This is a genomic window from Streptomyces drozdowiczii, assembly GCF_026167665.1.
Taxonomy (GTDB): Bacteria; Actinomycetota; Actinomycetes; order Streptomycetales; family Streptomycetaceae; genus Streptomyces; species Streptomyces drozdowiczii_A.
On sequence record NZ_CP098740.1, the window covers coordinates 3621177 to 3646412 of the forward strand.

A 25236-nucleotide genomic window follows, 5' to 3' on the forward strand; every position below is an offset into this window, starting at 1 on the left:
TCACGTATTCCCGTACGACTCTAGTCAAAACGGGCGAAACGGCGATCTCCGGGGCCGGTCAGGCCGTGCGCAGGGCTGCGAGCTGCTGCTCGAAGGGGACTACCTCGTCGTCCAGGCCGGGTGTCCTGGACGCGCCGGAGACCGCCCGGCCGCCGCTGACGGCGTCGGCCAGCTCGCCGCCCGCGCGCCGGATGCGGGCGGGCAGGCCCTCGGTGTACTCGTCGCCGGACGCGCCCCAGTCCTCCGACGCCGCGTAGACCGAGGTCGGCAGGGTGACGGCGCGCAGGTAGGCGAAGAGCGGGCGCATCGCGTGCTCCAGGACCAGCGAGTGCCGGGGCGTGCCGCCGGTGGCGGCGACGAGGACGGGCTTGCCGGTCAGCGCCGTGTTCTCGACCAGGTCGAAGAAGGACTTGAACAGACCGCTGTAGGAGGCGGTGAACACCGGCGTGACCGCGATCAGGCCGTCCGCGCCCGTCACCGCCGCGAGCGCGTCCTCCAGGGCGGGCGGCGGGAAGCCGGACACCAGGTGGCTCGCGATGTCCCCGGCGAGGTCGCGGAGTTCGACGACCCGGACGTCGACCGGGCGGTCCTGCGTGGCGTCGAGCCGGTCCCGGGCGGCGGCGGCCAGCCGGTCGGCCAGCAGCCGGGTCGAGGACGGGTTGCTGAGGCCCGCCGATACGGCGACGATCCTCACGGGTTCGGTGGCGAACACGGTCAGCTCTCCTTCGTGGCGGCGTAGGCGGGGTGCAGCGGCGCGGTCTCGGGGACACCGGCCGGGCGCAGGGCGGCGAACTCCTTGCGCAGCACGGGGACGACCTCCTCGCCGAGGATGTCCAGCTGCTCCAGGACCGTCTTCAGCGGCAGTCCCGCGTGGTCCATCAGGAACAGCTGGCGCTGGTAGTCGCCGACCGCGTCGCGGAAGGACAGGGTCCGCTCGATGACCTCCTGGGGCGAGCCCACGGTCAGCGGGGTCTGCTCGGTGAAGTCCTCCATCGACGGTCCGTGGCCGTAGACCGGCGCGTTGTCGAAGTACGGGCGGAACTCGCGTACCGCGTCCTGGGAGTTCTTCCGCATGAACACCTGGCCGCCGAGGCCGACGATCGCCTGCTCGGCGGTGCCGTGGCCGTAGTGCGCGTACCGCTGGCGGTACAGCCGCACCATCTTCCTCGTGTGCTCCATGGGCCAGAAGATGTTGTTGTGGAAGAAGCCGTCGCCGTAGTACGCGGCCTGCTCGGCGATCTCCGGCGAGCGGATGGAGCCGTGCCAGACGAACGGCGGCACGCCGTCCAGGGGGCGCGGGGTCGCGGTGAACGACTGGAGCGGCGTACGGAACTTGCCCTCCCAGTCCACGACGTCCTCCCGCCACAGCTTGTGCAGCAGGGCGTAGTTCTCGATGGCGAGCGGGATGCCCTGGCGGATGTCCTTGCCGAACCACGGGTACACCGGGCCGGTGTTCCCGCGCCCCATCATCAGGTCCACGCGGCCGTCCGCGAGGTGCTGGAGCGTCGCGTAGTCCTCGGCGATCTTGACCGGGTCGTTGGTGGTGATCAGCGTGGTCGAGGTCGACAGGACGATGTTCTTCGTCTGCGCCGCGATGAAGCCGAGCGTGGTGGTCGGCGACGAGGGGACGAACGGCGGGTTGTGGTGCTCACCGGTCGCGAAGACGTCGAGCCCGACCTCCTCGGCCTTCCGCGCGATGGCGACGGTGGCCTTGATCCGCTCGTGCTCGCTCGGCGTCGTACCGGTGGTGGGGTCGGTGGTGACGTCCCCGACGGTGAAGATCCCGAACTGCATGGCGTCCGCCTCCTGGTCGCTGTTGTTGAACCTTGAACTATCTGAACGCCCCGTACAACGGGGGGCGGGGGCGGGGTATTCCTTCCGCCTCGGGGACCAGGACCGATGGCCGATGCGCGCGTCCCGGCGGCCCTCATACGCTGCGGCGACGCGGCCCGACGCCGCCCGACGAAGGGACCCCCGTGGCATTCACCGCCGAGACGCATGTCCGCCTCGCCCGCCCCTCGCGCGATCTCGGCGCCGCCGAGCGGTTCTGGGTGGAGGGGCTGGGGCTGACGGTCCTCTTCCGCGCGGACGCGGGGCGGGAGCCGGGAACGCATGACCTTCTCATGGTGGGGCATCCCGGCGGCCCCTGGCATCTGGAGCTGACCAGGGGGCCGGTCGACCCCCGGCCCACCGAGGAGGACCTGCTCGTCCTGTACCTGGACGGCCCGGTCCCGGAGGACCTGGTGGCCCGGCTGCTCACCTGCGGCGGTACGAGGGTCGCCTCCCCGAACCCGTACTGGAACGAGTGGGGGGTGACGGTGGAGGACCCGGACGGATACCGGCTGGTCCTGTGCCGGAGGGGCTGGCGGCCGTAGGTACGTGCGCACCCCGGCATACCCAGCCCGTCCGGCGCTTGAGGACAAGGCGCGTGCCCCGGTCCGGCGCGGAGGGTTCCGTCCTCAAGCGCCGGACGGGCTGGGTTTGTCCGGATGGGCCGGGTGCGCGGGTATTTCAAGCCCGTCCGGCGTTTGAGGACGGAAGCCTGTGCCCCGGTCCGGGGTGGGAGGTCTGGGCCTCAGACGCCGGAACGGCTCGCGCGGCGGCGGCCCAGCAGCTCCGCGAGGCCGCGGCGTGTGGCCGCGATGATGACGCGGTCCGTCGGGCGGAGCACGTAGCCCGGGTGGAGGTTCCAGACGAGGGAGCCGGGGGCCACGTCCAGGGCCAGGACGCGCCAGGCGCCCTCGCGGAATGCCTGGTCCACCGTGCGGCCTTCCAGCTGGGGGTGGCCGCCCACCTCCACCGCCGCGAACAGGAGCACCTTGCGCTCGACCGGGATCGCGCCCAGGATCTGCCGGCCCATCATGGCGACCGCGAAGGACGGGCCCGCCAGATGGGAGACCGAGCGGGAGCGGGTGATCGCCTGCGGGTGCGCCGTGCGCAGCGTGCGGTAGACCGCCGTGGCGAACTCGTCGTCGAACAACCGCACCGTCACCCGCAGATTCGGCTTCAGCGAGCGCGCGTACAGCGCCGCCTCCAGGTTCGTCGTGTCGATGCTGGTCAGCGCGAGGAGCCCGCGTGAGCGGCCGATCTTGGCCGCCTCCAGGACCCCCTCGTCCGTGACGTCACCGAGCACCACCGGCACATGCAGCCGCCGGGCGAGGGGGATGCCCCGCGCGTCCGGGTCCTCCTCCACGCAGACCACCGGGATGCCCAGCTCCCGCAGGTGCACCAGGACCCGGGTGCCGATCTTGCCGAGCCCGAGCAGCACCACGTGCCCGGAGAGCCCGCGCGGCGGCCGCCGCAGCGAGGACGCGCTGCGCAGCGAGCCGAACGCCTCCAGGACCCCCGCCACCAGCAGCGGCAGGAGCATCAGGCCCGCGATGCCGGAGAGGATCTGGATCACCTGGCGGGCGGTGGGCTCACCGATCGCCGGATCGCCCATCGCGAAGAGGTCGAGCAGGGTGAGGTAGGCCGCGTGCAGCGGATGGTCGCCGGTCGTGAACGAGGACGCCACCGCGAGCCCGAGCACCGCCAGCCCGACGCCCAGCGCCGACCACCGCAGCCGCCGCGAGAAGAACTGGCTGAGCGGCGCGCCCCGGCCGCCCATCCGGGGCTTGGGGGCAGCGGGCCCGGACTGCGTGACGGCCTCCAGGACGACCGTGCCGCGCCCGGTCGCGGCGGCGATCTCCGCAGGCCCGGGCAGCAGCTGCGGTCCCTCCGCCCCGCTGCTGTCGGAGCCCTCCGCGCCCGCCGGGTCGTGGGTGGTGGAGGAGAGCAGGGCCAGGGTGCACAGGCCGGGGTTCGCCACCTGGCCGCCCGGCGGCGGGGTGCGCTCGGCGGCCCGCAGGAACAGGCCCTCGGCCCGGATCACCCGGGTCGAACCGGCGAGCGCGGTGGCCGCGAGGGCCGGCGCGGCGGTGTCCGCGTCGGACAGCACCGTGGTGGAGGCGTCGATCGCGGCCGGGTCGAGCCCGGGGGACGCGACGGCCGCCGCCTGGTCGAGCAGGGTCTCCAGATGCTGGCCCAGCTTCCGGTTGTAGAGCCGGATCACCAGCCGCACACGGGGGTTGAGCCGGCGCGCGGTCAGCGCGGCCCGGATGTTGCGCTCGTCGTCGTCGTAGACGAGGGCGACCGCCGACGCCCGGGCGATGCCCGCCTCCGCCAGCGCCTCGTCGGACGGCTCGGCCGCCTGGAGGATGCGCACCGCCTCGACACCCGCGAGGGAGTCCCCGTCCGCTCCGTGCGGCAGCCCACCGCCGTTGCGGTTCATCGCGGACGCCATCCGCCCGAACAGCGCGGCGGCGCGCCCGCGCCCGCTCAGCGGCTCGTCCGGCCTGACCGCGCCCGGCTCCGGCGGCACGACGAGGGTGACCCGCTCCCCGTACACGTAACGCAGCTCCACGGCGAGCCGCTGGGCGAGCGCGTCGTCTCCGCAGACGACCATGTGGCCGGTGAACGGGGAGGGTTGGGGTTGCTGGGGGAAGGACACATGGCCCAGCATGCCTTGCTCCCTTCCGTTGATCGAGGACGGTCAGCGGCCTTCGGGGTGCCGCGCCAGCAGGTGGCGCGGGTCGGCGGCGCGCCCGATCGCCGTCTCGACGGCCGCGATCCGGTCCGCGAGCAGCCCCAGCGCCGCCACCGCGCGGGTCATCGGATCGCCCTCGGGCCCGCCGAGCGCCTGGGTGCGGAGGTACGAGGAGCAGAGCGCCGCCCACCGCTCGGCCTGCGCGGGCGTGAGCGTGCCCCGCAGCGCGGCGAGCTTCAGGAGCGCGGCCTCGGCGCCGCTGGTCAGGGTCTGCGCCTCGCCCGCGTAGTGGTCGTCCACGACGGCGGACAGCTCGGCGTCGTTCATCACGGGCGCGATCCGCTCGGCGATCCGGTTCATGTTGCGGTACGAGCCCTGGAGCCGGAACGGCGGTTCGGTGCGGGTGGCGTCGGTCTGCGCGGCGGAGGCGATGTACGCGGCGTTGACCGCGAGCACCGTCTCCCGGGCCCGCAGCAGATGCCGCAGAACGGCGGTGATCCGCTCCACCTCGGCGGGCGCGTAGGGGTGTTCCAGCTGTTCCGGGCGGGCCGCCGGGTCGTCGGAGGCGAGCCGCAGCAGCAGCGCCAGGTCCTCGCGGGAGCGGCCGGCGAGCGGGGCGAGGACCGGGTTGGCGGTCAGCGCGTTCTCCACGAAGCTCAGCGCGAAGACGTCCTCGCGGCCGGACAGCACCTCGCCCAGATTCCACACGTCCGCCCGGTTGGCGAGCATGTCGGGCACCTGGAAGCGCGCCCCGGACTCGGTGTACGGGTTGCCCGCCATGCACACCGCGAACCGCTTGCCCCGCAGGTCGTACGTGCGCGGCTCGCCGTCCCGTACGCCCTCGACGCGGCGCGTGGCGTCGCAGAGCGGGATGAACTTCTGGAGGAGTTCCGGCGAGGTGTGCTGGATGTCGTCCAGGTAGAGCAGGGTGTTGTTGCCCGCCTCCAGGGCGAAGTTGATCTTCTCGATCTCCTGGCGCGCGGTGGCGCTGCCCGCCCGCGCGGGGTCGAGCGAGGTCACGTCGTGGCCCAGGTTCGGCCCGCTGATCTTGACGAGGACGAGCCCGAGCCGGTCGGCGACGTACTCCATGAGCGTCGTCTTGCCGTAGCCGGGCGGCGATACGAGCAGCAGCAGGCCCTGCGAATCGGTGCGGCGGTCGGCGTCGGCGGTGGAGAGCTGCTTGGCGAGGCTGTCCCCGATCAGCGGCAGGTAGACCTCGTCGAGCAGTTGGTTGCGGACGAACGCCGACATCACGCGCGGGCGGTGGTCGTCGAGCCGCAGCCGGGTCCGCTCGGCGGCGACCAGGGCGGTGCGGCGGCGCTGGTAGGCGCGGAATCCGGGGACGACTTCCCGGCGGAACTCCTCGGTCCGGGAGAGGAGTTCATCGATGCGGACGGTGAGCCGGCCGCGTTCGATGCGCGGGTGGACGCCGAGGAGTCCGTCGACGGTCTCGGTGAGCGGCGCGTCCGCCTCGTACCGGCCGAGCAGGGGCTCGGGGCACAGCTCCACGGCGACGGCCTCCGCGAGGTCGCCCGGGTCGATCTCCGTGCCGCTCGCCCCGGCGTACGAGGTGAGCCAGCCCTCCACGAGCTGGCGCCGGGCGGGCAGGTCGTCCGCGAGGGCCGCGAGGTCGTCGTCGTACGCGGACGTGCCGGTGGCGTGGCGGAACTTGTCCAGGAACGCGCGGACGGAGGCGCCCGTCGCGAAGCCCTCGGGCCCGCCGGTCAGCTCCTCGAAGAGGTAAGAGGCGACGGACCGCGCGCCCTCGCCGCCGATCACCGCCGCCCACTCCTCCTGGAGCGCGTCGACCGCCGGGGCGAGCCCGAAGGTCTCCCGGGCGCGGGCCAGCGAGCGGGCGCGGCGCGTCCAGGAGGTGCGGCGGGCCTCGTCCGTCCCATGGGCCCAGAACAGCTGGGCTGCGGCCCGGACGGCGGGCGGGAAGCGCAGCAGCCCGGCGCCCGCGTGCAGCCGCAGCAGCGCGGCCAGGATCGCGGTCGCGTCCTCGTCGTGGACACCGCGCTGGTAGCCCTCGTCGTACGCGGCGGCTGCCGACTCCCGCACGAGCGCCGCGAGTTCGCCGTCGTCCAGGGAGGCGAGCCGGTCCGCGCCGTGCTCGTCGAGGAGGCGGGCGGCCAGGTGCTCGCCCCGGTAGACCGCCGGGGACTCGGACGGGAGCGTCTGGTCCCAGTACGGGCGGGTCGCGGCGAACTCCGGGTCGGTGACCGGCATCCGGTAGTCGGTCCCGGTGACGGCGAACGCGAGCGTGCCGTCCTGCGGCACGAGGGTCAGCTCGAACGGCTGGGTGTTCACCGCGAACCGGTGCCGGCCGAGGCGGATCACGGACCCGCCGTCCGCGTACAGCTCGTCCCGGTCGCGCAGGGCCCTCCCCGCCTCCTGGCGGGCGGCGAGCAGCTGCCCGTCCAGCTCCTCCGCGCGCACGGTGTCCCCGAGCGCCCGCAGCTCCTCGGCGGTCCGGCGGATCTTGGCGACCATCGGGTCGGAGGCGAAGTAGGTGTGGACGGCGTCCGCGTCGGGGAGGGCGGCGCCGCGCCGGGCGACCGTCTCCAGGACCCGGGCGGCGGAGTCCGCGAGGCGTTCGGTGCGGCGGGCCAGCTCGTCCTGGAGGCCCTGCCTGCGCGCCGAGAACGCCTCGTACACCTCGGTCCGGCGCTCGCCCAGCTCCGCCAGGAAGTCGTCGTACTCCGCGAACCGCGCCTCCAGGTCCTCCAGCTGGAGCAGTAGCCTGGCCAGCTGCCCGTCGCAGGACTCCGGCGTGTCGGCGGCGGCCAGCGCGGCCGTGACGGCCTGCCCGAGCAGCGCGGACTCGGCGGCGAACTCGGCCCGGCCCTCGTGGTCCGCGAGGGCGCGACGGCGGGCGTCGAGCGTGGCGCGGGCGCGGTTGACGGCGCCCAGGACCTCCGCGATGCGTTCCAGGATCGACGTGCGGACCACTCCGTCGCCGATGTCGAGCCCGGCGACGACGTCCGTGACGGTGCTCAGGCCGTCCGTCATGGCGGCCAGCCGGTCCCCGAGCGCTCCGGCGTCGGTGACCGCGGCGATCTCGGCGGCCTCCTCGGTGAGGCGGGCGATGTCCTCGTGGTAGCCGGCGAACGCGTCGTCCTCGGCCAGGAAGGCGACCGCGCGGCGGGCGGCCGCCTCGATGTCCTCGGCGGTGGCGGCGGTCAGCTCCGCGATGCGCTCGGTGTCCGCGTGCCGCATCTCCGCGAGGGTCGCCAGACGGCCGTGCGCGCCGCGCAGTTCGGTGAGGCGGTCGACCCACTCGGCGGCGGTGCGCGGGGCCTCGCCACGGACGCGGCGGACCAGGGTGGTGATGCGGTCGGCGGTCTCGGTGAGCGCGTCGGCGGCCTGCCGGGTGAGGGCCTGGACCGCCTCGAACTCCGCGACGACCTGGCGCGCGGTCTCGCGCAGCTCGTCCAAGGGCTCGGCGAGGGAGCCCAGTTCGGCGTCGTCCAGCCAGTGGTAGCGGTCGCCCGCCCGTACGCAGTCCGCGACCAGCCGGTCGTACACGGCGGCGGTCGGCGTCGTCTCGGACGCGGCGTGCGCGAGGGCCAGGCAGTCGGAGATCCCGCGCACGAGGTCGGCGTTGCCGACCCGGGCCAGGGGGCCTTCGCCCGCCGGGCGGGACGCGGCGTAGGTGTCGGAGACGTACGGCGTCTGCCAGCGCTGCAAGGGGTGGACGCGCGCGGCGCTGCCCTCCACCTGGTCACGCAGAACCACCAGCGTGCCGTCGTCCAGCAGCGCGTGGCCCCGGCCCTGGAGCGGGGTGGCCACCTCCTGGCGGATCACGTTGTACGGAAGCAGCAGGCTGCGGCCGTCCTGGCGGGACCGGAAGACGTACAGCACGTCCTCGCCGTTCGGGGAGCGGACGGCCTCCTCGAAGACCGGGTCGGTGAGCGGTTGCGCGATGTCGAAGGTCCTGGCCTCGCCGGTCGTCAGGTAGAAGCCGCCGGGGAAGATGATCCCCTGGTCCTCCGGGAGCCGTTGGCAGGCCGGGCCGATGCCGTCGAGGCGGGTCACGGTGGACAGGAGCGCGTTGAAGACGAGGTAGCGCCTCGCCTCCTCCTTGTACGGGCGGACCCGCAGCAGCACGAGCGGGCCCAGCTCGGCGTACTCGACCTCGGCGTCCGCGAGCGACTGGAGGGGTTCGGTGACGGGCTCCTCGTAGATCCCCTCCTGGGTCTCCGTGTCGTTGACGGTCTTCACGGTGAGCGTGCCGCCCAGCGTGTCCAGGTACAGCTCGGCCTCGCAGCCGATGGCGATGTGCGGGTGGCGGCCCGCGACGTGGGCCTCGCGGCCGGCGGCCGTCCAGCTGAAGTCGTGCGACGGCGGGAAGACGTGGTCGCGCTCGCCGCGCGCGTCCAGGAACGCGCCGGGGGAGCCGTCGGGGTTGAGGGCCCAGCGCAGGACCCGGATGTCCTCGGCGGTGTCGCCGGTACGGAAGACCGCCAGCAGGCGGCCCTCGGTCCGGCGCAGCCGCAGCAGGCGGGCGTCGCGGAAGTAGCGGTGCAGGCCGTCGAATTCACGGACGAAGGAGGCGTCGGTGAGGGGGGTGCCGGTGCCGGGGGTGAGGTCGGCGGCGTAGAGCGCGAGCACGTCGTCGACGGCGGGGGCGTCCTGTCGGCCGGGGCCGCGTTCGAAGCCGAACAGCAGCTCGCCACCGAGTGCGACGAGGTCGCGGGGGGTGGAGGGGCGGTCCGTCCGGATCTGCTCGCTGCGGAGGAGCGTGAGGCCGGTGGCGCCGAACGCCTCGGTGCGGCGGGCGTTGAGGTCGGTGGCCCTGCGGGCGAGCTCGGTTGCGTGCGTACGGAGGCGGCGCCGCAGGACGTCGTAGTCCCCGGCGGCGGGGCGGTCACGGTGTCCACTGGGTGCTCCTTGCGGTGTGGCTTGCGGCGGTGTCCTCAACCGCCGGACGGGCTCGGACTTGCCGTCCAGGCGTCCTCAATCGCCGGACGGGCTTGGGAGGTGTGCCGGACGGACTGGAAGTGACCGCTGGGCGGGGCTTGAAGGCCAGCCCGGCCCCACTCAGCCCGTCCGGCGATTGAGGACGGACGGGGCTGGGGTGGGCGTTCAGGTCGTGGACGGGGCCCCACCCAGCCCGTCCGGCGTTTGAGGACGGACGGGGCCCGGTGGGGCGTTCGGCAGCGGACCCCTACGACACCGGCGTGCCGTTCAGGCCCGGCCGGGCCAAGCCGCTGACCGGGACGTCCGCCAGGCCCAGCGACTTCGCGTGGTCGAGCAGCGCCCGGACCTGGTCCGCACCGACCCCCGACGATGGCGCAGCCATCATCCGCATGAGCAGCGCCGACACCGTCAGGTTCTGCACATCGCCCGTCGAGACCGACGACAGCACCCGCGTCAGATCCTCCGTGAACGAGGACTCGCCGTTCAGCCACGGACCGGCAAGCGCCTTCGCCGTATCGGAGTTCCCCACGAAGCCGTCCAGGCTCTTGCCCATCGAGATGGACGACACCAGCCGGTCGAAGAAGACCGACTCGCCGCCGACGATGTCGATGTCCGCGTTCTCCAGCCCCGTCGCGAGCACCGCCGCCTGCGACTCGGCGACCTGCCGCTGCACGTCCAGACCCGCGAGCCGGATCTCCTTCTCGGCGGCCAGCCGCAGCCGGTACTCCTCGTGCCCGCGCGACGCGTCGTCCAGCGCCGCCATCGCGGCCGCCTTCTCCGTGAGGCCCGCGGCCTCCGCCTTCAGCTTCTCGCCGATCACCGCCGCGTCGGCCGACGCCTGCGCCTGCGTACCCTCCGCGTCCGCGAGGGCCTTGAGACGGGCGCCCTCGGCCTCCGCCTTGAGCCGCGCGGACGTGGCCCCGGCCTCGGCGAGCCCCGTTTTCTCGATCACCTCCGCCGCCGCGTCCCGCACCTGGACGTCCGCGAGGCCGGGCGCCGCCGACTCCGCCTGGATGCCCTCGGCGAGCCGCAGCTTGGCCTGCGCGTCGAGGTCGGCGGTCTTCAGCCGGGCCTCCGCGAGCGTCAGCTGCTCGGCCGCCCGGTGGGTGGCGGCGGCCTCCGCGGCCTCGGCGGCCTTGATGTCCTTGACCAGCCGCTCCTGCGCCTCCGCCTCGGCGGCGATGATGACCGACTTGCGGGTGCGCTCGGACTCCTCGACGGACCGGAGCGTCTTGATGGACTCCTCCTGCTCGGCGACCGTGCGGTCCACCGCGATCCGCTCGCGGATCACATCGGCGACCTCGCGGCGCTCCGCCTCGACCTCCTTCGTCGCGGCGATGCGGTTCAGCTCGGTCTCGCGCTCGCGCCCGATGACCTCCAGCATCCGGTCCTTCTCGATGCGCTCGTTCTCCACGGCGATGACCCGCTCGCGGTTCTTCTGCGCGACGGCGATCTCCCGGGCCTGGTTCTCCCGCTGGATGCCCAGCTGCTCCTCGGTCCTGATGAACGCGGCCTGGGCGCCCAGGCGTTCCTCCTCCTGGACCCGGGCGGTCACCGCCTCCTCGCGGGCCCGCAGCGTCTCGACCTCACGGCGCTGCTTGATCTCCGCCTCGGCCTGCCGGCGCTCCAGCTCCAGGATGGTCTCCCGGGCGTCGACGTCCTGCCGGGTGATCTCCTTCTGCTCGGTGCGCTGGAACTCGTTGGTGCGGACGTGCTCGATCGCGGTCAGCTCGGTGATCTTCCGGATGCCCTGGGCGTCCAGGATGTTGGCGCTGTCGAGCTGCGCCATCGGGGTCTGCTCCAGGAAGTCGATCGCCGCGTCGTCCAGGTGGTAGCCGTTCAGGTCGGTACCGATGACCCGGATGATCCGGTCGCGGAACTCCTCGCGCTTCGTGTACAGGTCCACGAAGTCCAGCTGCTTGCCGACGGTCTTCAGCGCCTCGGAGAACTTCGCCGCGAAGAACTCCTGGATGGCGACCTTGTCGCTGGCGCGCTCGGTACCGATGGACTGGGCGACCTTCTTGACGTCCTCGACGGTCTTGTTGACCCGCACGAAGAACGTGATGTGGATGTCGGCGCGGATGTTGTCCTGGCAGATCAGACCCTCGCGCCCGGTGCGCCGGATCTCGATGGTCTTGACCGAGATATCCATGGACTCGGCCTTGTGCAGCACCGGCAGGACGACGGCACCGGTGAAGGTCACGTCGACCTTCTTGGTCTTGGAGATGATCAACGCCTTGCCCTGCTCCACCTTGCGGAAGAGCCGGGTGATGATCAGCAGCACGGCTACGGCGATGAGGAGGACCACGGCGACGAGCAGGCCGAGGCCCAAGGAGATGGCATCCATGACAGTCCTTGGCGGCAGGTGGTACGGAAATGAGTGGTTTCACGTGAAACACGGCGCGGCGGCACACGGCGTCCGGGCAGCCCGGACGGGCACACCGCGCCCTTGGCGGCGGTGGCTCAGACGGCGGGGCCGGAGGCCGTACGGCCGTGCGGCGGACCCGGGTCGAGCGCCTTGTCGAAGGCCGCGACCCAGAAGAACTCCCCGGCCTCGTCGTACGCGTACAGCAGTCCGGAGCGTCCGGAGGTCAGCTCCGCGTCGACGGGCTCCAGCTGGCGCACCTGGACGGTGGCGGTGGTCCCATCGTCGGCGGTGACCTCGGCCTGGCCGAAGTCCGTGGAGACCGTGCCGGTACGGATCGTGCAGACGCGGCCCAGGAAGTCCTGGCGCGATGGCGGAGGCTGGTCGGGGAAGTAGCGCCGGAAGTGGTGGACGAGCAGCCGCACCGCACCCCAGGCGAGCAGCAGCGCCCCGGCGAGCACCGCGCAGGCCAGCACGGCGCGCAGCGGTCCGGTGGCGCCCGAGCGGTGCACCAGGACCGAACCGGTCAGGGCGGAGAACCAGCCGACGGCGATCATCAGGGACACCGAGACGGTGACCGGGACGCCTCCGACGCCCGCGAGATCGGCGTCCAGGTCGGCGTCGAAGGAGTGGTGGTCGGCCGCGCCGACCAGGACGAGCAGCCAGAAGGCGATGACGACGACCAGCGCGGCGGCGAAGAGTACGGCCGGGAAGGACAGCGTCGCGTCCAGGAATTCCCGCATCGGTATCGACCCCCTGCCGTTCCGTCGGCGGTGTCGCCGGCGTCCGCGCGGACCGGTCGGGACCCCGGTGCCGCGGCGTCGCCCTCGACGACACCGCGGCAGCCGGGTCTTCCCCCGATCCCCCGTGCACCCCCGTGTTTCCCCCGTTGGTCCCCCGGTCGGTGCTGACCGGATCGTGTCATCCGGGCCCGCCCGATCGCATTGCCGGAATGCGGCAACGTTCGCCGCTCCCCGATGCCGGGCACCGGCACCGCCCCTCGTGCGTTGGGGCTGGTGGCGGTACGGAATGGAAACGGAGGCGGACGCATGGCGGAACCGGTGATTCCCGACAGTTTTCTGGAGGGGTACGCACGGATACTCGGCGAGGCGGCCGTCTCGGGCCGCCGGCTCACCCGCGAGGAGCTGGACTCCCGCCGCACCCTGGGCCGGGAGGCCGCCGAGGCCGGCCACCAGCTCCGCGCCCTGGTCCGCATGCATCTCGCCGAGACCCGCGCCGCCTGGCCCGCCCCCGCCCCCGGCGCGACTCCGGCCGCCGTGGCCGCCGCCGCGGACAGCGTGCTGGCCGCGATGGAGCAGGCGGTCGACGCGTTCGCGGACGGCTTCGAGCGCGCCCAGCGCCTCACCGTGCGCCGCGAGGAGGCCGCCAGACGGGAGTTCATCGACGACCTGCTGTACGGGCGCAGCGATCTCGGCCGGCTCGCCGAGCGGGCCACCCGCTTCGGGCTGCGCCTCTCGCGCGCCCACGCCGTGGCGGTCGCGACCGGCCCGGAGGCGTACACCGAGACGGAGGCGGTGCCCCGGCAGGTGGAGTCGGCGATGCTGGCCCGGTTCGGCGGGCGCAAGATCCTGCTCACCACGAAGGACGGGCGCATGGTGTGCGTCGCGCCCGGCAGCCAGCCCGACGTCCTGCGCTACTTCGCGAAGCAGGCGCACGCGGCGACGGACGGCGGCCGGGTCGCCATCGGCCGCGCCCACCGGGGCCCCGGCGGCGTCGTCCAGTCGTACGACGAGGCCCTGGAAGCGCTGGACCTGGCGGACCGGATGGACCTGGACGACCCCGTGCTGTTCGCCGCCGACCTGCTGGTCTATCCGGTGCTGACCCGGGACCGGCAGGCCATGGCCGATCTCGTCCGCAGTGAGCTTGGCCCGCTCCAGAAGGCCAGGGGCGGCGCCGAACCGCTCCTCAGGACGCTGTCGGTGTACTTCGACGCGGGCTGTGTCGCCGCCGAGACCGCCCGCCGCCTCTCGCTGAGCGTCCGGGCCCTCACGTACCGCCTGGAACGCATCCACCAGCTGACCGGCTCCGACCCGGCGGACCCCCAGCACCGCTACACGCTCCAGACCGCGGTGATCGGCGCCCGGCTCCTCGACTGGCCCGCCAAGGAGGTCTGAGCCCCTGCTTCCACATGCGGGACCGGCGTCCTCCGCCTAGCGTGATCAGCCGGGGGATTCCGGCGGTGTGCGCAGCGAGGGAGATCCGCCCCATGGCCCGTGAAGCAGGTCCCCGAGCAGCAGGAACCCGCCGGGCGAACCCCCGCGAGGACCATCCGTCCCACCGCTGGTGGGTGCTCGGGGTGATCGGACTCGCCCAGCTGATGGTGGTGCTCGACGCGACGATCGTGAACATCGCGCTGCCCTCCGCCCAGCAGGACCTCGGCTTCAGCGACGGCAACCGGCAGTGGATCGTCACGGCGTACGCCCTGGCCTTCGGCTCGCTGCTGCTGCTCGGCGGGCGCATCGCCGACCTGGTGGGCCGCCGGGTGGTCTTCCTGACCGGCCTCGTCGGCTTCGCGGGCGCCTCCGCGATCGGCGGTGCCGCCCCGAGCTTCGAGGTCCTGGTGCTGGCCCGCGCCCTCCAGGGACTGTTCGGCGCGCTGCTCGCCCCGGCGGCGCTGTCCCTGCTCACCACGACGTTCACGGTGCCCAAGGAGCGGGCCAAGGCGTTCGGGATCTACGGCGCCATCGCGGGGGCGGGCGGTGCGGTGGGGCTGCTGCTCGGCGGGGTGCTCACCGAGTACCTGGACTGGCGCTGGTGCCTCTACGTCAACCTGGCCTTCGCGTTCCTGGCCTTCGTCGGCGGCTGGCGGCTGCTGACCGCCGGGGCGCCGGCGGACCGGCCCCGGCTCGACATCCCGGGGACGCTGCTGGTCTCGGCCGGTCTCTTCTGCATCGTCTACGGGTTCTCGGAGGCCGAGTCGCATGCCTGGAGTTCGCCGCTGACCTGGGGGTTCCTGGTGGCGGGCGCGGTGCTGGTGGCGGCGTTCGCGTGGTGGCAGACCAGGGCCGCGCATCCGCTGCTGCCGCTGCGGGTGGTGCTGGACCGGGACCGGGCGGCGTCGTTCCTCGCGATGTTCATCTCCGGCGGCGGGATGTTCGGCGTCTTCCTCTTCCTCACGTACTACTTGCAGAAGGGCCTGGGCTATTCGCCGGTCTCCACGGGGCTCGCCTTCATCCCGATGGTCGCCTGCATGATCGCCTCGTCGGTGACGACGACGAATGTGCTGCTGCTGCGGTTCGGCGCGAAACCGATCGTCCCGACCGGGATGGGCATCGCGGCCGCCGCGATGGTGTGGCTGACCGCCCTGGACCTGAACAGCAGTTACGCCGCCCATGTGCTGCCGCCGCTGCTCTGCCTGGGCATCGGCCTGGGCGCCGTCTTCGCCACGGTGATGAACCTGGCCACCGCGGGCGTCGGGCCGCGGGACGCCGGGGTGGCGTCGGCGATGGTGAACACCAGCCAGCAGGTGGGCGGCTCCATCGGCACGGCCCTGCTGAACACCCTCGCGACCACCGCCGCCACGAACTACCTGGTCGGCCGCAAACCGACCCCGCCCGTCCTCGCCCAGGCCCAGCTGGAGAGCTACGCCACCGCGTACTGGTGGTCCGCGGGCTTCTTCGCCCTCGGCCTCGTCGTCACCGTGTTCCTGTACCGCCCGGGAGCCCCCCGCCCGCACCCCGTGGGAGAACCGGCCACGCCCTAGCGCTTCGCGCCCTCCGTCAGCCGGACGAACGGGATCGACTCGCCCACCCGCCGGTAGTCCTCCGTACCGCCGTCCACCTCGAAGCCCAGGTACGCGCTGAGCCGGCGGGCGAGCCTGGGGTGGCGGGGCGCGTACCGGGCCATCAGCTCGCCGCCCTCCTCGGCGGTCAGCACCTGCGCGGTCACCGCGTGGAAGCGGCGGCCGACCTGCACCGTGGCGTGCGGGGTGCGCTCCAGGTTGCGGAACCAGTCCGCGCCGGGGCCGAAACCCGAGGCGACGGTCCAGCAGGCCCGGCCCTCGTGGGTGCCCGCCTCCACGACCTCGACGGCGGTCCGGCGGGGGAGGCCCGAGACGCGGCCGGTGTGGACGAGCAGCAGCAGTCGGCCCCCGAAGAGCGGCCCGAGCCCCATGCGGAACATATGGACGGGCAGCCGGAAGGCGGTGCGCCGCCAGCCGGTCGGCGGGGCCGGGCGCCGGGGAGCGGGCGAAGCCGCGGATTCGTGCGTCACTATGCAAACGTTGCACAATCCAAAGGTCGGTGCCAGTGGTCGGCGTCGTCGGTCCGGTACCGGTTGGGCGGCGTTTGCGTATCGGATGGCCGCTGGTTCGAGTAAGCCGGCCGGGCGCGGTAAAAAGGGGCATGGCCGCGCACGGACAGGCACCCGATGGACCCCCGACCGCCCCCGACGGGGACGACGTCGACGCGGTGACGGGCGCGGTGCTGACCGCGTCGAGACTGCTGGTCGCGGTGTCCGCCCGGTCGCTCGCGGCGGTCGAGGACCGGGTGACGCTGCCCCAGTTCCGGCTGCTCGTGGTGCTCTCCACACACGGGGAGGCCAAGCTCGTCACCCTCGCCGAGCGCCTCGGCGTGAACCCCTCGACCGCGATGCGGATGCTCGACCGGCTGATCGCGGCGGGCCTCGCGGAGCGTCAGGTCAACCCGGCCAACCGCCGCGAGACGGTGCTACGGGTGACGCCCGAGGGCCACCGCCTGGTCGAGGAGGTCACGGCGGGCCGCCGCCGGGAGGTCGCCTCGATCGTGGAGCGCATCGCCCCCGCGCAGCGCGCCGCGCTGATCGACGCGCTGCGCGCGTTCACCGACGCGGGCGGCGAGGCGGCGGCCCCCGCCGAGGGGACCGACGCCTACCCGCTGGGCTGGGCGCCGGACCTGCCGGCGGGGGCTTAGGGCCTGTCCGCCGGACAGGCCCCAGGGCTGACGCCCGCACCCTGACGCCCGCACCCGGACGCGCGGTCACTCGGTGGACGCCGAGACCTCTTCCCGGGCTGCGGGCACCGCTTCACCGCTCGCGACCGGCGCGGGTGCGCCCCCGTCCTTGCCGCGCCACTTCTGGACGCGCTCGACCACCGGCTGGGTCCAGCGCGCGGTGAGCGGGCCGACGATGACCAGGATCAGGACGTACGCGGTGGCGATGGGGCCGATGCGGGGCTCCGTGGCCACGGCCAGCCCCGCGATGACGATGGAGAACTCGCCGCGCGCGACGAGCGTGCCGCCCGCCCGCCAGCGCCCGCGCGGTCCGATGCCGGCGCGCCGGGCGGCGTACCAGCCGGTCCCGATCTTCGTGAAGACGGTGACGATCGCGAGCAGCGCGGCAGGCAGGAGCACCGGCGGGATCTCGGCCGGGTTGGTGGAGAGTCCGAAGAACACGAAGAAGACGGCGGCGAACAGGTCCCGCAGCGGGGTCAGCAGCTTGCGCGCACCCTCCGCGACCTCACCCGAGAGCGCGATGCCGACGAGGAACGCGCCGACGGCGGCCGACACCTGGAGCTGCTGGGCCACCCCGGCGACCAGGACGGTCAGCCCGAGCACGACGAGCAGCAGCATCTCCGGATTGTCGGAGGACACCGCGCGGCTGATCAGCCGGCCGTGCCGCAGCGCGAGATAGAGCACGAACCCGACCGTGCCGAGCGCGATGAGCAGCGCGATGCTGCCGCCGGCGAGCCCGACGCCCGCGAGCATCGCGGTGAGCAGGGGCAGATAGACCGCCATCGACAGGTCCTCGATGACCAGCACCCCGAGGATGACGGGTGTCTCCCGGTTGCCGAGGCGTCCCAGGTCCGTGAGGACCTTCGCGATCACGCCGGACGAGGAGATCCAGGTGACACCGGCGAGCGCGACGGCCCCGACCGGGCCCCAGCCGAGCATCAGCGCGGCGATCGCGCCCGGGGTCGCGTTGAGCACGAAGTCCACGGCCCCGGACGGGTACTGCGTCTTCAGGCTGGTCACCAGCTCGGACGCGCTGTATTCGAGACCGAGCAGGAGCAGCAGCAGGATGACGCCGATCTCGGCGCCGACGGCGGTGAACTCCTCGCTGGCCCCGAGCGGCAGCAGCCCGCCCTCGCCGAAGGCCAGCCCGGCCAGCAGATAGAGGGGGATCGGCGAGAGCCCTATCCGGCCGGCGAACCGCCCGATGATGCCGAGTCCCAGGATGACGGAGCCGAGCTCCATGAGCAGTGCGGTCGTGTCGTGCACGGTCAGCCCTCCGCGATGATCTCGGAGAGCGTGTCGACGCCCTCGCGTGTTCCGACGGCGATGAGCGTGTCGCCGATGGCCAGCCGGAAGTCCGGCCCGGGGGACGGGTGCGCGCTGTGGGTGCGCAGCACCGCCACGATCGAGGCGCCGGTCCGGGTCCGCGCCTTGGTGTCGCCGAGCAGCCGGCCGCCGTACGGCGAGCGGGTGCCGAGCGGGATGTGCTCGGTGACCAGGTCGATGCCCTCGGTCCGTACGGCGTCGATGGGCGCCGCGTCGATGAGGTGCGCGAGACCGGTCGCCTCCTGTGGGGTCAGGGGTACGGAGAGCCGGCACGAATCAGGGTCGTCCTGGTCGTAGAAGCCGATGAACCGCCGCCCGTCGTGGTGGACCACGACGGAGATGTGCTGCCCCGACTCGGTGGTGTAGTCGTACTGGACGCCGACTCCGGGCAGCGTGGTGCGGTGGGTTCCCATGGCTTCCTCCCGAGGAGCGCGGTACGCGCGAGGCACTTGGCGATCTCTTTAGACCCGCATTACCTTATCCGGAGGTATGCGCCACCCCCGAGGGACGTTTTCCGGCCACCGGCCCGGTGCAGTCCGGGGCCCGGCACACGAATGCCCGGCCGGTTGCGCAACCGGCCGGGCACGCGGGTCCGTTCGTACGGGGGATCAGTCGCCGATCTCGATCTTCCCGTTCTTCTCGGCCGAGGCCGTCGAAGCCGCCGGGACCGCCGGCTCGGCGGCGGCCGGCTTCGGCACCGCGCCCTTGAGGTTCTGGAGCAGCGCGGCGAGGTCGACCCCGGTGGTGGAGGAGAGCAGCTCCATGCCCTGGGCGACGTTGTCCGTGACCGTACGGGACAGCTGACTGGCGCCGTCCGTGGAGATGACGGTCATCTTGTCGATCGCGCTCATCGGCTCGGCGGCCTTGGCGACGACCTGGGGCAGCACCTCGACGAGCATCTGGAGCACGGCCGCGTCACCGTACTGCGCGAAGGCGTCGGCCTTCTTCTGCATGGCCTCGGCCTCCGCCGAACCGCGCGCCGCGATGGCGGCGGCCTCCGCCTCGCCCTCGATGCGCACCGCCTCGGCGAGCGCGGAGCGGTGCAGCTTCTCGCCCTGACCGGTCAGCCGGGCGCGCTCGGCGGCCGCCTCGGCCTCCTTGACCTGGGCGATGCGGCGGGCCTCCGCCTCCTGCTCCGCCTGGTAGCGGGCGGCGTCGGCGGGCTTGCGGACCTTGGTGTCCAGCTCGCGGTCGGTCAGCGCGGCCTGGCGCTCGGCGACCTTCTCCTGCTCGGTGAGCACTTCCTGCTGGCGGGCGGCCTCGGCGAGCGGACCGGCGGCGTTGGCCTTGGCGGCGGCCGCCTCGGTCTCGGCCTTGATCTCGGCCTGCTTCAGGTAGAAGGTCCGCTCGGCGATCGCGATCTCCTCGGCGGCCTTCAGCCGGGCCTGCTCCGAGGCGCGGCGGGCGATGGCCTCCGCGATGTCGGCCTCCTGCTTGGCGCGGGCGGCCTCGGGGCGGCCCAGGTCCTCCAGGTAGGAGCCCTCGGTGGTGATGTCCTGGATCTGGAAGGCGTCCAGGATCAGGCCCTGGCCGGACAGGCTCGCCTCGGCCTCCTCCGCCACCTGCCCGGCGAACGCGGCGCGGTCGCGGATGATGTCCTCCACGGACATCCGCCCGACGATGGCGCGCAGCGCGCCGGACAGCACCTCCTGGGTGAAGCCGACGATTCCGTCCTGCTGGCGCAGGAAGCGCTGGGCGGCGGCCCGGATGGCGTCCTCGCTGCCGCCGACCTTGACGATCGCGACGCCTTCGAGGTGGGCCTTGACCCCGCGCAGGGTGACGGCGCCGCGCACGGCGACCGGGATGTGCCGGCTGGACAGGTCCAGGGTGAACTTCTGCTGGACGAACGGCACGACGAAGACGCCGCCGCCGACGACGACCTTCTGGCCGCTGTTGTCGATGCTGGTCCGGCCGGTCACCGGGTCGACGGACTTCTTGCCCCGGCGGCCGGTGATGATGAACGCCTGGCTCGGGCCGGCCACCTTGTAACGGGTGATCACGGCGAGGGCGAGCAGGAAGAGGAGTACGACGACTCCGACGATCGCGATCATTACGGGACTCATGCGGTTTCCCCCTCTGCCTCCTGACGGGGGCAGTCGTGAGACGAGCGGTGGTGGTGCCGGGCGTACCGGTCAGCGTTCGACGGGACGGACCGACACCGATGTGCTGGAGAGCGACGCCTCGACCCAGACCTCGGCGCCGCGCGCGACCGGCACCGTGCACTTCGCGGACAGCTTCACGAGGTGGCCGCCGAGGCGGACCAGGACCTCGCCGTAGCCGTCGGCCGGGATCGCGGTGACCACGGAACCCGAGGTGCCGACCAGGTCCTCGCCGCGCGGCGTCGCGTCGGTCTGGTCCCGCATCAGGGCGCGGCTGAACTTCCAGGTCAGCAGGGCGGCGGCCACCCCGGCCGCGGCCCCCGCCGCGGTGGCGACGAGGGTGCCCGCACCGGTCGTGCCGAGCACGATGGCGCCGCCGAAGCCGAGCATCGACAGGAAGCCCGCGATCACCGGAAGGGAGACGAGCCCGCCGAACAGGCCCTCCAGCAGGCCCCCGAAAAGGCCCTCCAGAATCCCGTCGAAGACCAGCGACAGGGCGAGCAGGGCGACCCCCGCGATGCCGAGACCGAGAAACAAGGTCATGTGATCACCCCTCCCGGCCCCGCCGACCCCCGTGCTGTTCTTCCGCCGAACTGGCTGGATGGTCCCATACGCACCCCCCGCACGACATTGCCGGAACCCGGCAACCTTTTACGTGTTCTTGATGCCGGACAATTGGTCGGACAGGGTGTCCAGGGACTGGAACGTCGCCCCCAGCAGCGCGACGTGCTTCCACCGCAGCACCCCCTCCGCGTCGATCAGGAAGACGGCGCGCCGCACCCCGATCCCGGGCGCCGCGACGCCGAAGGCCCGGGCGGTCTCCCGGCCCGGGTCCGCCAGCAGCGGCATGCGCAGCCCGTGGGCGCGGGCGAACGACTCATGGCTGTCCACACCCTGCGGGCTGATCCCCCACACCTCCGCGTCCAGCGCCTCGAAGGTCTCCATGCCCGAGGAGTACGCGCACAACTGCTTCGTGCACACGGTGGTGTTGTCGCCCGGATAGAAGGCGAGGACCAGGGCCCGGCCGCGCGCCTCCGCGAGCTTGTAGTCGCGCCGCTCGAAGGAGTCCTCGGTGAGCACGCCACCCGGAAGCGTGAAGTCCGGTACGACTGAACCCAGTTGCGGTGACGATCCCATGGCGTGCCCTTCGGTGTGCTGCGCCCGGGCGGCGGTGGTGCCGCCCGTGTCGCCTACAGCATGCCTCCGTCACAGGGGACGGTCAGCCACCCGGGGACGGTTCCGGCTCGGTGAGGAACAGCCCGAGGAGCACGGCCAGTACGGGGATGGCGCACAGGATCGTGAACACGCCCTGCGGCCCGTACGCCTGCGCCGCCGCGCCCAGCGCCGGGGCGATCAGGCCCCCGATGCTGACGGCGAGGCCCAGCGTGACCCCGGCCGCCGTCCCCGGGCGCCCCGGCAGGTAGTCCTGACCCAGCTTCACCAGGACGGCGAACGGCACGTTGAGCGCCAGCCCCGCCAGGACCGCGAAGACCAGCGGCAGCAGGGTGCCCGGGGTCAGCCGCAGCGCGACCAGGGCCGGCACGGCGGCGAGACCGCCCAGCTGCACCGTACGGACCATGCCGACGCGGTCCGCGATCCGGCCGCCGAGCAGTGTGCCGGCGACCCCGCCGACCAGGAAGCAGGCGAGCGCCACCCCGGCCACGCCCCGGCCCGAGTGGAGGTGGCGGATCCAGAACAGCTCGATGAAGGTGATCGCGCCGAAGAACGCCACCGAGCGCACCACCTCGATCCCGGTGAGGAAGAGGAACGGCCGCCACCGGTCCCGCCCCGCCCGGCCCGCCTTGCGCGCGGGGCGGCGGCCGGGCGGTGCCGGAGCAGCACGAAGGCCATCAGGACGGCGGGCGGGATGAACAGCGCCGTCGCCCCGACCCCCATCGCGACGAGCGCCGGCGTCGCCAGCACCGGGGCCAGGAAGAAGCCGACGCTGCCGCCCGCCGCGAAGACGCTCATCGCGGACGCGCTGTCGCCCGCCGCCTCCCGGGCCGCCTTGCCCGCCGCCGGGTGGAACATCGCCACGCCGAGCCCGGAGAGCAGGATCAGCAGCCAGACCGCGGCGTACGGCCGCACCAGACCGGACAGCCCGAGCCCGATCCCGGCGACGGCGAGCCCGGCGGGCGCCAGCCGGGGCAGCCGGTAGCGGTCCACCGCGAGGCCGATGAACGGCTGCGGCACCGAGCTGCCGAGGGCCGCCGCGAGGGTCAGCCCGGAGGCGGCGACATAGCTGTAGCCCCGGTCGAGCACGAAGTACGGGACGCAGGCGGGCACGAGGCCCTGGTAGAGGTCGTCCACGGCGTGCGCGGCGCCCCACATCCGCATCCGCCGCCAGGCGGAGACGGGTGCGGCGGGGGCCGCGGCGGGCGGGGCGTCCGCGTGCGCGGCGTTGTCGGTGGTCATGAAGGTGCTCCTCGCTGAAGGTCCCTTCGAGGATTCCGGCCGCGCGGGGAAGCGGGCTAGCGATAATCTGCCTGGTTATGTCGCCGACCGGCCGCACTCTGCACGGCCCCGCCCGCGTCCCGCTCGCCCACCAGGAACGCATCGAGAGCCACCACCACCTGGAGCACCAGCTGGTCTGCCCCTCGCGCGGGGTCCTGGAGGTCGCCACCCCGCTCGGCGTCTGGGCCGTGCCCCCGCACCGGGCGGTCTGGATCCCGGCCGGTGTCGTCCACGCCCACCTCGCGTACGGGCCGACCGAGCTGCGGGCGCTCAGCTTCGCCCCGGCCGACAACCCGCTCCGGCTCGACCGGCCGACCGTCCTCGCCGTCACCCCGCTGCTGCGCGAGGTCGTGGCCTGCCTGACCGACGACACGGAGCTGACCGGCGACGCGCGCCGCCGCCGCAACCTGGAGCGCGTCGCGCTCGACCAGCTGCGCCGGGTCGAACCGCTCGGGGTCTGCCTGCCCACCCCGGCCGACGCCCGGCTCCGCGACATCGCCCGCATCCTCCAGGACGACCCGGCGGACGGCCGGACCCTCACCGAACTGGGCACGGCCGTCGGCGCGGCGCCCCGCACCCTGAGCCGGCTCTTCCGTGCGGAGACCGGCATGTCCTTCCCCCAGTGGCGCACCCAGCTCCGCCTGCACCACGCGCTGACCCTGCTCGCCTCGGGCGGCTCGGTCACCTCGGTGGCCGCGGCCTGCGGCTACAGCGGCCCGAGCGCCTTCATCCAGTCCTTCAGGCACGCCTTCGGCACGACCCCCGGCTCGTACGCGTCCGGCACCCCCTAGGGAGCGCTGCGGATGCGGGAGCGGTCCCGGCGACCGAGGATGAAGGGCCGGGCAGCAGGCGGCCCGCGCCCTGCCTCAGGAGGTTTGTCTTGCCGGTGCACGCCGACCATCCGCCGTCCATCGACGTCACGGCGCTCGCCGCCGTGCTCGACGGCACGACGGCGGGCGTGGCCGTGTTCGACACCGAGCTGCGCTACCTGTACGTCAACCCGTCCCTCGTACGCCGCAACGGCCTTCCGCCCGCCGCCCACATCGGCCGCCGCCCCAGCGAGGTGCTGCCCGACATCGACGCCCGCGAGGACCTGATGCGCGCCGTGCTCGCGGACGGCCGGGCCCGCGAGGTCACCTCCAGCGGCCGGCTGCCCGCCGAGTCCGGGACCGCCCGGGTCTACTGGCACGGGGCCTACCACCGCCTGGAGGCGGACGGCCGGGTCCTCGGCGTCGTCGGGATCGTGCTGGAGGTCATGGCCGACGACGAGCAGCGCCGGTTCGCCCAGGCCCAGCGCCACCTCTCCCTCCTCGACAGCGCGAACACCCGCATCGGCACCACCCTCGACATGGACACCACCTGCGCCGAGCTGGCCGACCTCGTCGTGCCCGGGCTCGCCGACATCGCCGCCGTCGAGGTCTTCCCCCCGGATGTGGCTCCGCCGGTGCGCCCGGCGCCGCCCGACGTGGTCCGGCTGCGGCGCGCGGCCATGTCGGCGGTGCGCGGGCTGAGCGGTGGGGTCACCAGGTTCGGGGTGGCCGGTGACTACATCGACTACCAGGAGGAGGCCGCCGTATCGCGGTGCCTGGCCACCAACCAGCCCGTGGTCGAGGACCTCACCGACACCGAGCGGCTGAGGCGGTCCGCACCCCATCCGGACCGGGCCGCCGCTTACCGGGAGCTCGGACTGCACTCGTCCGTGGCCGTCCCCATCTCCGTGCGCGGCGCCCCGATCGGCGTGCTCGGCCTGCTCAGAGCCGGCGGCTCGCCCGTCTTCTCGGACGACGACGTGGTGGTGGCCCGGGAGCTGGCCGGGCGGGCCGCCGTCCATCTCGACCACGCCCGCCGCTTCACCCACGAGCACACCATCGCCCTGGAGCTCCAGCGCTCCCTGCTCTCCGAGCCCCGGCCGCCCCACCCGCACATCGAGGTCGCCACCCGCTATCTGCCGGCCGACCGCAGCGTCCTGGTGGGCGGCGACTGGTTCGACGTCATCCCGCTGCCCGACGGGCGGCACCTCAAGGCGATGGGCGACGTCATGGGGCACGGCGTGGAGGCGGCCGTCGCGATGAGCCACTACCGCTCGCTGCTGCGCCTCCTCGCCGACGAGGAACTGCCCCCGCACCGCATCCTGGAACAGCTGGACCGGATGGTGGAGCGGTCCGGGATAGACCGGGCGGCGACCTGCCTGCTCACCGTGGTCAACGCGGACGGCGGGCTGTGCGAGGTGGCGAGCGCGGGCCACCTGCCGCCGGTCTTCCTCGACCCGGGCCCGGCGGGCACCCGGATCTGCGACGTACCGGCGGCCCCGCCGCTCGGCACCGGGTTCGGCGGCTACCGGTCCACGGTGATGGAGTGCGGCCCGGGCACGGTGCTCTTCATGTACACCGACGGGCTCGTGGAGCGGCGCGGCGAGGACATCGACGCGAGCGTCGCCCGGCTGGGGGCGCTGACCCTGCCGGACAACGGCGATCTGGAGACCTTCCTGGACCGGGTGCTCGAACGCTTCGGCCCCGGCGCCGAGGACGACATCGCGGTCATGGCCTCACGGACCCGGGACGAGCCGGACGACCCGGCCCCGGAGCCCTGAACCGG

General features: G+C 73.4%; 18 protein-coding genes and 1 pseudogene. 6 read left to right on the forward strand and 13 right to left on the reverse strand.

From position 1 onward, the window contains the following. Positions 1-58 precede the first annotated feature (58 nt). The gene (locus NEH16_RS16445) at positions 59-712 is read right to left on the reverse strand and encodes a CE1759 family FMN reductase (protein WP_265543204.1); all 654 of its coding nucleotides are present in this window, start codon (positions 710-712) and stop codon (positions 59-61) included. A gap of 2 nt (positions 713-714) precedes the next feature. Then, complete coding sequence (locus NEH16_RS16450) at positions 715-1794, reverse strand: LLM class flavin-dependent oxidoreductase (protein WP_073966550.1); 1080 nt, start codon at positions 1792-1794, stop codon at positions 715-717. 182 nt (positions 1795-1976) lie between these two features. Here NEH16_RS16450 and NEH16_RS16455 point away from each other — a divergent pair, with 182 nt between their 5' ends. Next, a complete protein-coding gene (locus NEH16_RS16455) occupies positions 1977-2375 on the forward strand; it encodes a VOC family protein (protein ID WP_265543207.1) in 399 nt (132 codons plus the stop codon). Positions 2376-2575: 200 nt separating this feature from the next. Here NEH16_RS16455 and NEH16_RS16460 read toward each other — a convergent pair whose 3' ends face one another. From NEH16_RS16460 to NEH16_RS16475, 4 genes are all read right to left on the reverse strand, one after another. Beyond that, complete coding sequence (locus tag NEH16_RS16460) at positions 2576-4501, reverse strand: NAD-binding protein (RefSeq protein ID WP_265543209.1); 1926 nt, start codon at positions 4499-4501, stop codon at positions 2576-2578. A gap of 30 nt (positions 4502-4531) precedes the next feature. After that, positions 4532-9448 (reverse strand): DNA repair ATPase, encoded by a 4917-nt coding sequence (locus NEH16_RS16465; protein ID WP_430523754.1) that lies wholly within the window; start codon positions 9446-9448, stop codon positions 4532-4534. Positions 9449-9695: 247 nt separating this feature from the next. Beyond that, positions 9696-11795: a flotillin family protein gene (locus tag NEH16_RS16470; RefSeq protein WP_265543211.1), complete on the reverse strand. Its 2100-nt coding sequence runs from the start codon at positions 11793-11795 to the stop codon at positions 9696-9698. A gap of 116 nt (positions 11796-11911) precedes the next feature. After that, a complete protein-coding gene (locus NEH16_RS16475; RefSeq protein WP_265543213.1) occupies positions 11912-12556 on the reverse strand; it encodes a hypothetical protein in 645 nt (214 codons plus the stop codon). A gap of 306 nt (positions 12557-12862) precedes the next feature. Between NEH16_RS16475 and NEH16_RS16480 the strand changes: the two genes are divergently transcribed. Further along, on the forward strand, positions 12863-13948 hold the full coding sequence (locus NEH16_RS16480; protein WP_265543215.1) for a PucR family transcriptional regulator: 1086 nt from the start codon (positions 12863-12865) through the stop codon (positions 13946-13948). A gap of 92 nt (positions 13949-14040) precedes the next feature. Next, positions 14041-15537, forward strand: a complete 1497-nt coding sequence (locus NEH16_RS16485) for an MFS transporter (protein WP_265543217.1) — start codon at positions 14041-14043, stop codon at positions 15535-15537. On the opposite strand, the gene NEH16_RS16490 is transcribed toward NEH16_RS16485, so the two are convergent. Further along, entirely contained in the window at positions 15534-16046 is a 513-nt protein-coding gene (locus tag NEH16_RS16490; RefSeq protein WP_265543219.1) for a nitroreductase family deazaflavin-dependent oxidoreductase, read from the reverse strand. The genes NEH16_RS16485 and NEH16_RS16490 overlap by 4 nt on opposite strands. A gap of 131 nt (positions 16047-16177) precedes the next feature. Here NEH16_RS16490 and NEH16_RS16495 point away from each other — a divergent pair, with 131 nt between their 5' ends. Next, positions 16178-16723: a MarR family winged helix-turn-helix transcriptional regulator gene (locus tag NEH16_RS16495; protein WP_265543221.1), complete on the forward strand. Its 546-nt coding sequence runs from the start codon at positions 16178-16180 to the stop codon at positions 16721-16723. Between the two features lie 66 nt (positions 16724-16789). On the opposite strand, the gene NEH16_RS16500 is transcribed toward NEH16_RS16495, so the two are convergent. From NEH16_RS16500 to NEH16_RS33690, 6 genes and pseudogenes are all read right to left on the reverse strand, one after another. Continuing rightward, a complete protein-coding gene (locus NEH16_RS16500) occupies positions 16790-18028 on the reverse strand; it encodes a cation:proton antiporter (protein ID WP_265543223.1) in 1239 nt (412 codons plus the stop codon). Positions 18029-18030: 2 nt separating this feature from the next. After that, positions 18031-18501, reverse strand: coding sequence for a cation:proton antiporter regulatory subunit (locus tag NEH16_RS16505; protein ID WP_018102023.1), 471 nt, complete (start codon positions 18499-18501; stop codon positions 18031-18033). A gap of 195 nt (positions 18502-18696) precedes the next feature. Further along, positions 18697-20151 (reverse strand): flotillin family protein, encoded by a 1455-nt coding sequence (locus NEH16_RS16510; RefSeq protein ID WP_265543228.1) that lies wholly within the window; start codon positions 20149-20151, stop codon positions 18697-18699. Positions 20152-20220: 69 nt separating this feature from the next. After that, the gene (locus tag NEH16_RS16515) at positions 20221-20730 is read right to left on the reverse strand and encodes a hypothetical protein (protein ID WP_073966538.1); all 510 of its coding nucleotides are present in this window, start codon (positions 20728-20730) and stop codon (positions 20221-20223) included. 108 nt (positions 20731-20838) lie between these two features. Beyond that, positions 20839-21324, reverse strand: a complete 486-nt coding sequence (locus tag NEH16_RS16520) for a peroxiredoxin family protein (RefSeq protein WP_265543230.1) — start codon at positions 21322-21324, stop codon at positions 20839-20841. Between the two features lie 82 nt (positions 21325-21406). Continuing rightward, positions 21407-22602 (reverse strand): annotated as a pseudogene (locus NEH16_RS33690) (MFS transporter). A gap of 77 nt (positions 22603-22679) precedes the next feature. Here NEH16_RS33690 and NEH16_RS16535 point away from each other — a divergent pair. Then, positions 22680-23432 carry an AraC family transcriptional regulator gene (locus NEH16_RS16535; protein WP_265543234.1) on the forward strand — a complete coding sequence of 251 codons (753 nt, stop codon included), beginning with the start codon at positions 22680-22682 and terminating at the stop codon, positions 23430-23432. A gap of 89 nt (positions 23433-23521) precedes the next feature. Beyond that, a complete protein-coding gene (locus NEH16_RS16540) occupies positions 23522-25231 on the forward strand; it encodes a SpoIIE family protein phosphatase (protein WP_276104175.1) in 1710 nt (569 codons plus the stop codon). Positions 25232-25236 lie beyond the last annotated feature (5 nt).